The following is a 13,985-nucleotide window of genomic DNA, read 5'->3' on the forward strand; positions in this document are numbered from 1 at the left end:
GTTGGCCGGCGCCGGCTGCCGGTCAATGGCTGGCGAACACACGCTTCGGTCGAAATTCACCTTCGGCGACTTCACCGATCGCGACGAGCTTGCCGCGTGCGGTTGCGTAGGCCTCGGGGGTCGGCAGCGGCGCGTCCCGACCACGCAGGATGACCGGATTGCCCATTCTCAACCGATGCGCCTGATCGTCGCTCACCGCAACATGCGGCAGATCCGAAAGCGCCTCGCCGGTATCGATCAGATAATCGTCGAGCGCGGCAAGTCGTTCCGCCTCGTCTTCGATCTTCTCTAGTGCGACGAGATCGGCGAGCGGGACCAGATCCTCTTCCCCGAAGGGGGCGACGAAAGTACGGCGCAACGAGGCGATATGGCCGAAACAGCCGAGATCGCGGCCCATGTCGCGGGCGAGCGAACGGACATAGGTGCCCTTGCCGCATTCGATCTCCAAATGGGCGAGATGCGGCGTGCAGCCGATGAGCGACAAGCGGAAGACCTCCACCTCGCGCGCCGGGATCTCGACGGTCTCGCCATCGCGAGCAAGATCATAGGCGCGCTCGCCGTCGATCTTGATTGCGGAGAACTGCGGCGGTACCTGCGCGATCACGCCGGTATATTTCGGCAGCAGGGCACGGACCGCCTCTTCGCTCGGACGCTCGGCAGACGAGCGAACGACATCGCCTTCGAGGTCGTCGGTCGAGCGTTCCTCGCCCCAGGCGACGGTGAACTCGTAGATCTTCCGCCCATCCATCACATAGGGAACGGTTTTCGTGGCGTCGCCGAGCGCAATCGGCAGCATGCCGGAGGCCAGCGGATCGAGCGTGCCGGCATGGCCGGCCTTCTGCGCCTTGAACAGCCACTTGATCTTGGACACCGCCTCGGTGGAGCCGAAATCGAGCGGCTTGTCGAGGATCAGCCAGCCCGAAATCGGGCGGCCCTTGGGTTTGCGCGGCTTGGACATGGATCTTTCTATTCTTCGTCGTCGGTGTCGGGATCGAGGTCGCGGCTGACTTCCGGCGAGCGCAGCAGCGCATCGATCTTTTGGTAGTTGTCGAAGCTGGTGTCGTCCCTGAAGCGGACGTCGGGCATGTACTTCATCTGCCGGAGCTGCGGCCCGAGCCGGCCGCGAATGAATTTCGCATGCTTGTTCAGCGCTTCGATGACCGCCGCGTGATCGGCGACACCGAGCGGCGTCACATAGGCGGTGGCGATCTTCAGGTCGGGGGACATGCGCACCTCGGAAATCGAAACCACTGTCTTTTCGATCAGCGGATCGCGCACTTCGCCGCGCTGCAGGACCTGGGTGATCGCGGCGCGCACCTGTTCGCCGACGCGCAACATGCGCTGGGACGGAGCGGAGGATGTGGATCTGGTCATCGTGTCTATCCTGGATCACGGCGGTTGCGGTCGTAGCGACTTCAATCGCGATGCGATCGGTTCGCTACAGCGCCGTGCGTCTTTGAGACGCACAAAGGTCGCTGTAGCCCTTTGAAATGCTGCATGGTTTTATCCTTAAACCGGCTCCGATTTAAGGAAACATGCAGTAGAGGCGGGACGAATGCAGGCGGAACACCGCCGGCACCTCGTGTCGCCCCGCAATAAAAAGGAGCGCCGGAGATGATCCGGCGCTCGCACACTCTGTTGCCGGATCGACTTAAAGCGTCCGCGTGATGTGTTCGACGCGGAAGCACTCGATCGTGTCGCCGGCGCGGATATCCTCGTAGTTCTCGAAGGCCATGCCGCATTCCTGGCCGGACTGGACCTCGGAGACTTCGTCCTTGAAGCGCTTGAGCGTCTTGAGCTTGCCCTCGTGGATGACGACGTTGTCGCGCACCAGGCGCACGCCGACGCCGCGCTCGACCTTGCCCTCGGTGACGCGGCAGCCCGCGACCTTGCCGACCTTGGTGATGTTGAACACCTCCAGGATCTCGGCATTGCCGAGGAAGGTTTCGCGCCGCTCGGGCGAAAGCAGGCCGGACATCGCCGCCTTCACGTCATCCACCAGATCGTAGATGATGTTGTAGTAGCGGATCTCGATACCGGACCGTTCGGCCGCGTCGCGTGCCTGCTTGTTGGCGCGGACATTGAAGCCGATGATCGCGGCGTTCGAGGCTTCGGCGAGCGAGATATCCGACTCGGTGATGCCGCCCGCGCCAGAATGGACGATGCGCGCCCGCACCTCGTCGGTTCCGAGCTTGTCGAGAGCACCGGCGATCGCTTCGATCGAGCCCTGCACGTCGCCCTTGATGACCAGCGGGAACTCCTTCAGGCCGGAGGCCTGAAGCTGGCTCATCATCTGCTCGAGCGAACCGCGCGAGCCGGACTGACGGGCAACCATCTTCTCGCGGGCAAGCCGCTGGCGATATTCGGAGATCTCGCGCGCACGGCTTTCGTTCTCGACGACGGCGAACTTGTCGCCGGCCGCCGGCGTGCCGGAGAGACCGAGAACCTCGACCGGGGTCGATGGCCCGGCAGCCTTCACATGCTCGCCCTTGTCGTTGACGAGCGCGCGCACGCGGCCCCACTGGTCGCCCGCGACGATGATCTGGCCGGGCGTCAGCGTGCCCTTCTGGACGAGAACGGTGGCGACCGCACCGCGGCCGCGGTCGAGCTCGGCTTCCACCACCGTACCCTCGGCCGTCCGGTTCGCATTGGCCTTGAGGTCGAGAATTTCCGCCTGCAGCAGGATCGCCTCGAGCAGCTTGTCGAGGTTGGTCTGGTTCTTCGCCGAAACCTCGACGTCGAGCACTTCACCGCCCATCGATTCGACGAAGACCTCGTGCTGCAAGAGCTCGGTGCGGACCTTTTGCGGGTTCGCCGTCGGCTTGTCGATCTTGTTGATCGCCACGATGATCGGCACGCCGGCCGCCTTGGCGTGGTTGATCGATTCGATCGTCTGCGGCATCACGCTGTCATCGGCCGCCACGACAAGGACGGCAATGTCCGTCGCCTGGGCGCCGCGCGCACGCATCGCCGTGAAGGCGGCGTGGCCGGGGGTGTCGATGAAGGTGATCTTCTGGCCGTTCTGTTCGACCTGGTAGGCGCCGATGTGCTGGGTGATGCCGCCTGCTTCGCCGGCGACCACATTGGCATGCCGGATCGCATCGAGAAGCGATGTCTTGCCGTGGTCGACGTGGCCCATGATCGTGACGATCGGCGGACGCGGCACCATGGTCTCATCCGTATCGGCGATGTTGAAGATGCCTTCCTCGACGTCCGATTCGGAGACGCGCTTGACCGTGTGGCCGAATTCGCCGGCGATCAGTTCTGCAAGGTCCGCATCGATCAGATCGCCGGGCTTCATCATCTGGCCTTCCTTCATCAGGAACTTGATGACGTCGACGGCGCGCTCGGACATGCGCTGCGACAGTTCCTGAATCGTGATGGTCTCCGGCAGGACGACTTCGCGCGAGATCTTCTCGCGCGTTTCCTGCATCTGGCTGCGCCTGAACTTCTCCTGGCGGCGGCGCATCGCCGAAAGCGAACGGCCGCGCTGGCCGCCGTCTTCGTCGACGGCAGCCGTCAGCGTCAGCTTGCCCTGGCGACGGCCCTCATCGCCCTTGGCACGGGGAGCAGGCTTTGCCGGCTCGGGACGCGCGACCTTGCCGCGGGCCGGCCCGGCTCCGCCGCGCGGACGCTCATCCTCTTCCTCGACACCGGCGCGGCGGCCGCGCAGGGCCGCGGCAGGGGCCGCCGGCGCTTGCGGCGCGGCGGGCGCCGGACGGGCGGCCTGCGGACGCGCCTCGGCACGGCGCTCGGCGACAACCGGACGCGCTGCCTCGACCGTCTCTTCGACGGTCTCCGCTTCGACGACAGCTGGGCGAGCAGCCTCTTCGGCGGCGCGGCGTACGGCCTCTTCCTTCTCGCGCGCGATGCGCGCTTCTTCCTCGACGCGGCGGCGCGCTTCCTCTTCGGCGCGACGCTTTGCTTCCTCGGCGTCGCGGACCTGGGCTTCGGCAAGCGCCCGACGGCGGGCTTCTATCTCGCCGGCAGAGAGGTCGTTCAGCACGACGCCGACGCGCGGACGGTTCTGCTCGGCGCGCGGCTGATGCGGTTGCGGCTGCGGAGCCGGGCGGCCGGCCGGATGCGGCTGAACGGGGCGCGGTTCGGCGGGCCGAGCCACGGGCGTGGCGGTCACCGGCGTGATCGGCCGCTCGTCCTTGTGCCGCGCCAGGCCGAACTTTTTCTTGGTTTCGACCACGACCGCCTTCGTGCGACCGCGGCCCATATCCTGGCGCACGGTTCCCTGCGTCACCCCGGAGGGCTTCAGGGTCAGCGTCTTCTTGCCCGCTACGCTGAGTGTCTTGTCGTCTTTGTTGTCGGTCATTCCGTTCCGTTCCTAGCGATCAGGGCCGGATGCGAAACACCTGACCCCGTCTTCCAATTTGTCTCAAGCAGCGCTCGCGATGCCGGCCTCTGCCGGTGACGCGTGTCATTGCTGTGGCTTATCAGCGCCGCCTTCGGCCCGGACCGGGACGGATCCTCGGTACTTTTCGAGCATGATTGCGCGCTTCACTACACCCTCACCCGCCTGCCCTGCAAGCGCTGCGGCATGGATAAAAGCATTACTTCCCAAAAGCCCCTCCATTTCCGCCGCCGCAAACGGGCGGAACGCAGGTATTTCCGTTTCATCCTCGGCGACGAAGCTCATCGCCTTGCGGGCCTGGTCGATCTTGCGGACGCCGTCGGCGGCCGCGTCGATCGCATGGAAAACGCCAAGCGCCGCGAGCCCGCGCACCGCCTGTTCCGTCTTCGTGGCTCCGGAGACGAACTGGCCGGCCTTGCGCGCCATGTTCATCATTCCGGCAAGCTGCTCGGCGAGCAGCCTGTCGACCTCGTCGGCCAACGCCGCCTCGGCCTTCACCTCGGTGCGAAGGGCGCGGGCGAAGAGCTTCTTCGCCACCGCCTTCTCGACGAAGCGCCGCTCCGCCTTAACCCAGCAGCCGCGTCCGGGAAGCTGCCGCTTCAGGTCGGGAACAACGCGGCCGTCGGGTCCAGCCACGAAGCGGATCAGCTCATCCGGGGGGCCGCTCTCGCGCGTGACGATGCAGGTCCGGCTGCTGCCGCTCCGGTCCTTCGGGCCCTTGTCCGACGGCAGGACTTCCGACGGCAGGATTTCGGTGGCGGCTGTCATCGTGGATCAGGCATCCTGCTCCGAGCCTTCGGCAACTTCGATCGGCTCGTCCTGATCGGCGGCGAGGTCTTCCTCGGTGATCCAGCCGGCCGCCAGGCGCGCCTGGACGATCATGGCTTCGGCCTCTTCACGGCTGACCTCCAACTTCGAGAAGGTACCCTCGAAGCGCTTCGTCTCGCCGTCCTTGCGCTCGGTCCAGCCGACGAGGTCGTCGGCGGCGCAGCCGGCGAAGTCCTCGATCGACTTGATGCCTTCCTCGCCCAGCGCAACCAGCATCTGGCTGGTCAGCCCATCGATCTGGCGCAGCTCGTCGGAGACGCCGAGCTCCTTACGCCTGGCGTCCATTTCGGCCTCGATCTTATCGAGATATTCGCGGGCGCGCGTCTGGATTTCCGTCGCGGTTTCCTCGTCGAAGCCATCGATCGAGGAAATTTCGTCGAGGTCGACATAGGCGAGCTCCTCGACCTGGGCGAAGCCCTCGGAAGCGAGCACCTGGCCGACCATCTCGTCGACGTCCAGCGCTTCCATGAAGAGCTGGGTGCGCTCGTTGAATTCCTTCTGGCGGCGCTCGCTCTCCTCCTGCTCGGTCAGGATGTCGATGTCCCAGCCGGTGAGCTGCGAGGCGAGGCGCACGTTCTGGCCGCGGCGGCCGATCGCCAGCGACAGCTGCTCGTCCGGCACGACGACCTCGATGCGCTCCGCGTCCTCGTCGAGAACGACCTTGGTCACTTCGGCCGGCTGCAGGGCGTTGACGATGAAGGAGGCCGGGTCCGGCGACCACGGGATGATATCGATCTTCTCGCCCTGGAGCTCGCCGACGACCGCCTGGACGCGCGAGCCGCGCATGCCGACGCAGGCGCCGACCGGGTCGATCGACGAATCGTTCGAGACGACGGCGATCTTGGCGCGCGAGCCCGGGTCACGGGCGACGGACTTGATCTGGATGATGCCGTCGTAGATTTCCGGCACCTCCATGGTGAAGAGCTTGACCATGAACTGCGGATGGGTGCGCGACAGGAAGATCTGCGGGCCGCGCTGCTCGCGGCGGACGTCGTAGACGAAGGCACGGACGCGGTCGCCATAGCGCATGTTTTCGCGCGGGATCATCTCGTCGCGGCGGATGATGCCTTCGCCACGGCCGAGGTCGACGATGACGTTGCCGTATTCGACGCGCTTGACGGTGCCGTTGACGATCTCGCCGACCCGGTCCTTGAATTCCTCATACTGGCGGTCGCGCTCGGCCTCGCGAACCTTCTGCACGATCACCTGCTTGGCGGATTGAGCGGCGATGCGGCCGAAGTCCATCGGCGGCAGCGGATCGGCAATGAAATCGCCGAGCTTGGCGTCCGGATTGCGGTCGCGGGCGAGTTCGAGCGGAATCTGCGTCGAGTAGTCCTCGGCTTTCTCGACGACTTCGAGAAGGCGCTGCAGACGGATTTCACCGGTCTTGGAATTGATGTCCGCCCGGATGTTCGTTTCCGAACCGTAGCGCGAACGGGCCGCCTTCTGGATCGCATCTGCCATCGCGGCCAGAACGATCTCGCGGTCGATCACCTTTTCGCGTGCCACAGCGTCCGCGATCTGCAGAAGCTCGAGCCGGTTAGCACTGACTGCCATGTCTTGTCTCCGTCTGGTTACAGGGGCCTCGCAAGCGCACCCTGCCTCATTCGATATCACTGTCTTCGTCTTCGAAATTCTGGTTGGCGGCGCGCGCCGCCTTTGCCTTCTTGTCGGCCGCCAGCGCGTCGCGGATCAGGTCGTCGGTCAGGATCAGCCGTGCTTCCGAAAGGGCGGTGAACGGGATGGCAACGACGGCCTCTTCGCCATAGGCGGGCTGATCGCGCTCGAGGCGGAAACCCTCCTCGTCCACCGTCACGATCTTGCCGCGGAAGCGCTTGCGCCCGTCGACCATGATCGAAGTCTCGCACTTCATCAGATGGCCCTGCCAGCGGACGAAATCGGACCTGCGCACCATCGGGCGATCGATGCCCGGCGACGATACTTCGAGATGATACGCCTTGTCGATCGGATCTTCCACATCGAGAACCGGCGAGATGGCCTTGGAGACTTCCTCGCAATCCTCGACGGTCATGGTGCCGTCGTTGCGCTCGGTCATGATCTGCAGCGTCAGGCCGTTCTGGCCGGACATGCGCACGCGCACCAGGCGGAAACCCATCTGCACCAGCACCGGCTCGATGATGTCGGCAATGCGCCGGTCGAGGCCGGTTTCGGTAATCAGCCGCGGTTCATTTGCAGTTTCAGCCGTTGTCGGATCGGACAAACGATCATCTCCTCATCGGACCGGCTAATAAAAAAGAGCGGGTCCTGTCGGGCCCACTCTTCATCTACCGATCAAGAATTTGAGGCTCATATACGCTTCGTCGCCGGAAATTGCAAGGCTTGCGGCAGTCCGAGGCGGCAAAGGATATAAAGCCTCTCCAAAGGCAAGTTTAAGCGGCTGGCGTGCCGCATTTCGAGGTTTATAAACGAAACTCACAAGAGCACACGGGCAAGGAGAGAGACACGAGGTGACGAACCGCATATCGCCGCTGGCCCCCTTCCGGCACGACACTTTCCGGATCATCTGGATCGCCAGCCTCGCATCCAATTTCGGCGGACTGATCCAGGCGGTGGGTGCCGCCTGGCTGATGACGTCGATCTCGCAGTCGGTCAACATGGTGGCGCTGGTGCAGGCCTCGACCTCGCTGCCGATCATGCTCTTCTCGCTGGTCTCCGGCGCGCTCGCCGACAATTTCGACCGGCGGCGCATCATGCTCGTCGCGCAGGCCTTCATGCTTGTCGTTTCGGCACTCTTGACCGCCTTTGCCTATTTCGGGCTCGTCACACCGTGGCTGTTGCTTCTGTTCACCTTCCTGATCGGCTGCGGCACGGCGCTCAACAACCCGTCCTGGCAGGCTTCGGTCGGCGACATGGTGCCGCGCAACGACCTGCCGGCGGCCGTCGCGCTGAACAGCATGGGCTTCAACATCACCCGCAGCGTCGGCCCGGCGATCGGCGGCGCGATCGTCGCCGCCGCCGGAGCGGCCGCCGCCTTCGCGGTCAACGCGCTCAGCTATTTCGCGATCCTGTTCGCGATTTTCCGCTGGAGGCCGAGCCTCCCCCAAAGCGCGTTGCCGCGCGAAAGGCTCGGCCGGGCGGTTTCGGCCGGGCTTCGCTATGTGGCGATGTCGCCCAACATCGGCAAGGTGCTCCTGCGCGGCTTCGCCTTCGGCCTTTCGGCAAGCGCGATCCTCGCGCTGCTGCCGCTCGTCGCCCGCGACCTCGTCAACGGCGGGCCGCTCACCTACGGCATCATGCTCGGCGCCTTCGGCCTCGGCGCAATCGGCGGCGCGCTGCTCAGCGCCCGTCTCAGAGAGCGCCTGTCGAGCGAAGCCATCGTGCGGCTCGCCTTCGCAGGCTTCGCCGCAAGCGCGATCGTCACTGCGCTCAGCACTGAAGCCTGGCTGACCTCGCTCGCTCTCACCGTCTCCGGCGCTTCATGGGTGCTGGCGCTGTCGCTGTTCAACACCACGGTGCAGCTGTCGACGCCGCGATGGGTGGTCGGCCGGGCGCTCTCGCTCTACCAGACCACCACCTTCGGCGGAATTGCCGGCGGCAGCTGGCTCTGGGGCGTCGCAGCCGAAGAGTACGGCGCCTCGAATGCGCTGATCGGCTCCTGTCTTCTCATGCTGGCCGGCATCGCCATCGGCCTGCGATTCGCGCTGCCGGAGTTCACGTCGCTCAACCTCGACCCGCTCAACCGCTTCAACGAACCGCTGCTCGCCCTCGACCTGAAGCCCCGCAGCGGTCCGATCGTCGTGATGATCGACTACGAGATCGACGAGACGGACATCCCCGAATTCCTGACGACCATGGCAGAGCGCCGCCGCATCCGCATCCGAGACGGGGCCGGCCATTGGGCGCTGATGCGCGACCTCGAAAACCCGATCATCTGGACGGAGACCTACCACGTGCCGACCTGGGTCGAATATGTCCGCCACAACCAGCGGCGCACCCAGGCCGACGCGGCCGTCGGCGACAAGCTGACGGCACTGCACCGCGGCGCCGAGCCGCCGCGCGTCCACCGGCTGATCGAGCGCCAGACGATCGTTCCAGGGCATTACGAGCGCTACAAGCAGCCGGCGGAGATGCATTGAGGGAGGCGCGGGTGGCGCTTGTTGCTTGCCCCTCACCCTAGCCCTCTCCCCGTTTTGACGGGGAGAGGGGACTGGAGCCTGCCGCTCTCCCGTCACTCACCAGGGGCCGAGAATGGCGAGCGGGCGGGCGCGGCATCGTCCCTTCGCCCCGCCTGCGGGGAGAAGGTGCCGGCAGGCGGATGAGGGGCGAACCAAAGCCTCCTCGATCGAAGATTCACCTGAGCTTCGCCTTGAGCGACGGGGCCGGAAAGCAGGTCGGCGCCAAGCCGTTCTTCGCCTGCCAGTCGCCGAGCGAGCGGCGGGTCTTGTAACCCGGCAGCCCGTCGACCTTGCCGACATCGTAGCCGATCGCGACCAGCGCCTTCTGCATGCCGAGCACGTCGGAGCGCAGCATCTTGCCGACATCGCCCCATTCGCCGCGGAACGGCCCGCCGCCGGCGGCGATGCGGTCGGCAAGGTTGCCGATGAAGAGGGCGTAGAGGTCGGAGTTGTTGTATTCCTTGATGACGTAGAAATTGGGCGTGACCACGAAGCCCGGGCCGTGCGTGCCGGCCGGCACCAGCATCATGCCCGATGCCGAGCGCTCGGCGGCCGGAAAGGCCTTGCCCGAGACGCGGGTGATCCCCATGCCGGCCCAATCGGCGATCGGCCGCGCCAGGTCCGGTCCCTCCTGGGCGCAGGAGACGCTGCCCGGGATCGATACTTCGAAGCCCCAGTCGCGGCCGCCCTGCCAGCCCTTCTCGGAAAGATAATTGGCGATCGAGGCGAGGCTGTCGGGCACCGAGTTCCAAATGTCGCGGCGACCGTCGCCGTCGAAGTCCACCGCGTATTTGAGGAAGCTCGAGGGCAGGAACTGCGGCTGGCCCATGGCGCCCGCCCAGGAGCCGCGCATCTCCGCCTCCTTGACGTCGCCGCTCTGGAGGATATTCAGCGCCGCGATCAGCTCGCGGCGAAAAAGCTCCGGCCGCGTCGACATGAAGGCCTTGGTCGCCAACACGTCCATGATCGGATGCGGGATCTTCGCCCGGCCGAAGCCGGATTCACGCCCCCAGATGGCAAGCACCACCTGCCCCGGAACGCCATAGGTCCGCTCGATGCGTTTCAGCGTCGAGGCATGGGCGGAAGCGAGGCTGCGGCCCGTTGCAGCCAGGCCCTGCAGCCGCTTTTCGGAGAAGTAGGAGCCCGGCGAGGAAAACTCCGCCTGGCTCTGCTTGCGCTCCTTCGCCTTGGGGAAGCCGGGCGGCGCCAGATCCGGCAGGTCCCAATCAAGCTTTACGTCCGCGAAGGCCGCCTTGAATGCCGCGGAGGAGATGCCGGCCTGTTTCGCCTCCGGCCAGAGGTCATTCGCAAGCCATTGGCGGAACTGCGCCTCGACGTCGGCCTTGGTGGCGGCATGCGCGGGAAGGTGGAGGGCCAGGAATGCAGCGATGGTGGCGATGAGGCGGGCGCGGCGCTTACCCCCCTCTGCCCTGCCGGGCATCTCCCCCACAAGGAGGGAGATCGGCGGGCGGCGGCCGCTTACCCCTGCAGAGCGAGTCGCGCTCGCGGCAACGGTGCTGTGGGGTTGAGCGCTCGCCGCTACCTGATCTCCCCCCTTGTGGGGGAGATGCCCGGCAGGGCAGAGGGGGGTAGCCCCAACACGAAGACCGGCAATCCACGAGCGAACACGAGACTTCAAACGCATCGGCATCCCTTCAGATCGTCGTGCGCGCCCGGAGCGCAGCGGTGAGCGTACCTTCGTCGAGATAGTCGAGCTCGCCGCCGACGGGAACGCCATGGGCGAGGCGGGTGATCTTCACGTCCATGCCCTCGAGCTGGTCGGTGATGTAATGGGCGGTCGTCTGGCCCTCGACGGTCGCATTGACGGCGATGACCAGCTCGCGCACGCCGCCCTTGGCGACCCGGTCGACGAGCCCCTTGATGTTCAGGTCGTCCGGTCCGATGCCGTCGAGCGGCGACAGCGTGCCGCCGAGCACATGATAGGCGGCGTTCAAGGCCCCGGCCCGCTCCAGCGCCCAGAGATCGGCGACGTCCTCGACGACGATGATCACCGACTGGTCGCGCCGCTCGTCGGTGCAGACGGTGCAGGGATCGATGGTATCGACATTGCCGCAGCAGGAGCAGATCCTGACCTTGCGGTGCGCCTCGCCCATCGCCTCGGCAAGCGGCCCGAGCAACTGCTCCTTCTTCTTGACGAGATGCAGCGCGGCTCGCCGCGCGGAACGGGGGCCGAGGCCCGGCACCTTCGCCAGGAGCTGAATGAGCTTTTCGATTTCGGGACCGGTGACTCGCTTTGCCATAGCCGGCTTTTAGCTCATATCGCAGCCAAACGGAATCGCTTCGGCGGCAATCACCGCGTGGCGATCAACCGGGCTCCGGCGAAGGCCTATCAAAACGGCAGCTTCATGCCGGGCGGAATCGGCAGGCCGGCGGTCAGTTCGCGGGTCTTTTCCGCCTGCACGGCCTCGGCCTTTTCCTTGGCATCCTTGTGGGCGGCGACGATCAGGTCCTCGAGGATCTCGACATCGTCTTCCTTGAAGAGCGACGGATCGATCTTCAGGCTCTTCATGTGGCCCTTTCCGTCGAGGCGGACATTGACGAGGCCGCCGCCGGAGGTGCCGTCGACTTCGAGTGCGGCGATCTCCGCCTGCAACTTCTCCATCTTGGCCTGCATTTCCTTGACCTTGCCCATCATGCCCATGATGTCGCGCATCGTCGTCTCCTGTCCTTTGGTATTTCTGCCTGAATTCAAAGCGCCGCTATTGCGATGCGCTGCTACTCGATGTCGTCGCCCGGGACGATATCGCCGTCCTCGGACTCCGCTGCCGCCGGGGCAAGCATCTCCGCCTCCGCCTCCGCGGCGCGAATGCGCACGTCGGTAATTCTCGCTCCCGGGAAGCGCGCCAGGATCGCCGCGACGTCCGGATCCTGGCGGGCGTCGTTGACGCGCTGCTCCTGGGCGCGCTGCTCGGCCTCGACCAGCGTCGGCTCGCCCGGCTCGCGGCTGTAGCTGACGACCCAGTGGATGCCGGTCCATTCCTTGAGCTTGACGGCCAGCTCGTTGAGCAGCGTCTTCGGCGCGTCGTCGGGAAGATTGACGTCGAGCCGGCCGGGCTCGATATGCACGAGCCGCAGGAAGCCGCGCACCAGCGCCTTCAGCTTGATGTCGCGGTTCTTGGCGCAGAGATCGGCGATGTCGCTCACCGAATTGACGGGAACTTTAGGTTCCGGCCTGGCGGCAGCAGCCGGTGCCGGCCTGCCTTCAGTCCGGCCGACGCCTATCGGCTGGGCCGCGACATCGGGAACGGCCCGCAGCATGGTGGCGCCGTTGCCGGACGGGCGCTGGACAGGCGCTGCCTCGACGGAACGGGCCTGCACCGGCTGCCCGGCCTGAGCCTGCGTGCCGCCGCCAGTGCGGGTCGGCGCCGGGCGGCCGTCGCCGGTCTCGCCACCCGAAAGCTCGAGCAGGCGCCGCGCGGCGTCCTCGGGCGCGGGCAGATGGGCGGCATGGGCGAGCCGGATCAGCACCATCTCGGCGGCACCGGCCGGGCGCGCCGAGCTTTCCGCCTCCGGAATGCCCTTCAGGAGCATCTGCCAGATGCGCGACAGGGTGGTGACCGCAACGCTGCCGGCGAATTCGGCGCCGCGCCGGCGCTCGATCTCGCTCAGCGACTGGTCGTTCGCGGCCTCGGGCACGTATTTCATGCGCGTCACGAGGTGGGTGAAATCGGCAAGGTCGGTCAAGACGACCGTCGGGTTGGCGCCTGCCTCGTATTGCGCCGCGAATTCTGCGAGCGCGGCCGCGGCGTCGCCCTTGATGACGTGCTCGAAGAGATCGACGATCCGGGCGCGATCGGCAAGACCGAGCATCGAGCGCACCGTTTCCATCTCGACCGAGCCGCCGCCATGGGCGATCGCCTGGTCGAGCAGCGAGAGGCCGTCGCGCGCCGAACCTTCCGCCGCACGCGCCACCATGGCCAGCGCCTCCGGCTCGAAGGGCACTGCTTCCTTGTTCAGGATGGTGGAAAAGAGACCGACCAGATCGGAGGCGCTGATGCGCCTCAAGTCGAAGCGCTGGCAGCGCGACAGGACGGTAATTGGAACCTTACGGATCTCGGTCGTCGCGAAGATGAACTTCACGTGCTCCGGCGGCTCCTCGAGCGTCTTCAGCAGGCCGTTGAAGGCCTGCGTCGAGAGCATGTGCACTTCGTCGATGATGTAGACCTTGTAGCGCGCCGAGACGGGCCTGTAGCGCACCTGCTCGATGATCTCGCGGATGTCGTCGATGCCTGTGTGCGAGGCGGCGTCCATCTCGATGACGTCGACATGGCGGCCGTCCATGATCGCCTGGCAATGCTCGCCCGGAATACGAAGGTCGATCGTCGGCTTGTCGATCTCGGCGGTCTTGTAGTTCAGAGCCCGCGCTAGGATACGCGCCGTCGTCGTCTTGCCGACGCCGCGCACGCCCGTCAGCATATAGGCCTGGGCGATGCGGCCGGTCTCGAAGGCGTTGGTGAGCGTACGCACCATCGGCTCCTGGCCGACCATCAGGTCGGAGAAATCCTTGGGGCGATATTTGCGCGCCAGAACGCGGTAGGCGGCCGGTTTTTCGACGGAGGAAACTGGGGATGTAATGGGCGCTTCGTCGCTCATCGACCCTGCCGCTGTTCGAACTCTTGTCCCGACAGGACGGAGAA

General features: G+C 65.8%; 11 protein-coding genes. 1 reads left to right on the forward strand and 10 read right to left on the reverse strand.

The window, feature by feature from the left end:
• Nucleotides 1-22: 22 nt before the first annotated feature.
• The 6 genes from truB to rimP form a co-directional block, all read right to left on the reverse strand.
• A complete protein-coding gene (gene truB / locus AU381_RS10875) occupies nucleotides 23-958 on the reverse strand; it encodes a tRNA pseudouridine(55) synthase TruB (protein ID WP_064241707.1) in 936 nt (311 codons plus the stop codon).
• 8 nt (nucleotides 959-966) lie between these two features.
• On the reverse strand, nucleotides 967-1,374 hold the full coding sequence (rbfA, locus tag AU381_RS10880; protein WP_064241708.1) for a 30S ribosome-binding factor RbfA: 408 nt from the start codon (nucleotides 1,372-1,374) through the stop codon (nucleotides 967-969).
• Between the two features lie 277 nt (nucleotides 1,375-1,651).
• Nucleotides 1,652-4,324 carry a translation initiation factor IF-2 gene (gene infB, locus AU381_RS10885; RefSeq protein ID WP_064241709.1) on the reverse strand — a complete coding sequence of 891 codons (2,673 nt, stop codon included), beginning with the start codon at nucleotides 4,322-4,324 and terminating at the stop codon, nucleotides 1,652-1,654.
• A gap of 105 nt (nucleotides 4,325-4,429) precedes the next feature.
• A complete protein-coding gene (locus AU381_RS10890; RefSeq protein ID WP_064241710.1) occupies nucleotides 4,430-5,131 on the reverse strand; it encodes an RNA-binding protein in 702 nt (233 codons plus the stop codon).
• A 6-nt stretch (nucleotides 5,132-5,137) separates the two neighbouring features.
• Complete coding sequence (nusA, locus tag AU381_RS10895; protein WP_064241711.1) at nucleotides 5,138-6,748, reverse strand: transcription termination factor NusA; 1,611 nt, start codon at nucleotides 6,746-6,748, stop codon at nucleotides 5,138-5,140.
• A gap of 46 nt (nucleotides 6,749-6,794) precedes the next feature.
• Entirely contained in the window at nucleotides 6,795-7,412 is a 618-nt protein-coding gene (gene rimP / locus AU381_RS10900; protein WP_064241712.1) for a ribosome maturation factor RimP, read from the reverse strand.
• 247 nt (nucleotides 7,413-7,659) lie between these two features.
• Here rimP and AU381_RS10905 point away from each other — a divergent pair, with 247 nt between their 5' ends.
• The gene (locus AU381_RS10905) at nucleotides 7,660-9,288 is read left to right on the forward strand and encodes an MFS transporter (RefSeq protein ID WP_064241713.1); all 1,629 of its coding nucleotides are present in this window, start codon (nucleotides 7,660-7,662) and stop codon (nucleotides 9,286-9,288) included.
• A gap of 214 nt (nucleotides 9,289-9,502) precedes the next feature.
• Here AU381_RS10905 and AU381_RS10910 read toward each other — a convergent pair whose 3' ends face one another.
• From AU381_RS10910 to AU381_RS10925, 4 genes are all read right to left on the reverse strand, one after another.
• Nucleotides 9,503-10,768 (reverse strand): lytic murein transglycosylase, encoded by a 1,266-nt coding sequence (locus AU381_RS10910; RefSeq protein WP_064241714.1) that lies wholly within the window; start codon nucleotides 10,766-10,768, stop codon nucleotides 9,503-9,505.
• Nucleotides 10,769-10,982: 214 nt separating this feature from the next.
• The gene (recR, locus tag AU381_RS10915) at nucleotides 10,983-11,588 is read right to left on the reverse strand and encodes a recombination mediator RecR (protein WP_064241715.1); all 606 of its coding nucleotides are present in this window, start codon (nucleotides 11,586-11,588) and stop codon (nucleotides 10,983-10,985) included.
• A gap of 89 nt (nucleotides 11,589-11,677) precedes the next feature.
• Nucleotides 11,678-12,001, reverse strand: a complete 324-nt coding sequence (locus AU381_RS10920; RefSeq protein WP_064241716.1) for a YbaB/EbfC family nucleoid-associated protein — start codon at nucleotides 11,999-12,001, stop codon at nucleotides 11,678-11,680.
• A gap of 62 nt (nucleotides 12,002-12,063) precedes the next feature.
• Nucleotides 12,064-13,941 carry a DNA polymerase III subunit gamma/tau gene (locus AU381_RS10925; protein ID WP_064241717.1) on the reverse strand — a complete coding sequence of 626 codons (1,878 nt, stop codon included), beginning with the start codon at nucleotides 13,939-13,941 and terminating at the stop codon, nucleotides 12,064-12,066.
• Nucleotides 13,942-13,985 lie beyond the last annotated feature (44 nt).

The sequence above is a fragment of the Sinorhizobium glycinis genome, from assembly GCF_001651865.1.
Classification (GTDB): domain Bacteria; phylum Pseudomonadota; class Alphaproteobacteria; order Rhizobiales; family Rhizobiaceae; genus Sinorhizobium; species Sinorhizobium glycinis.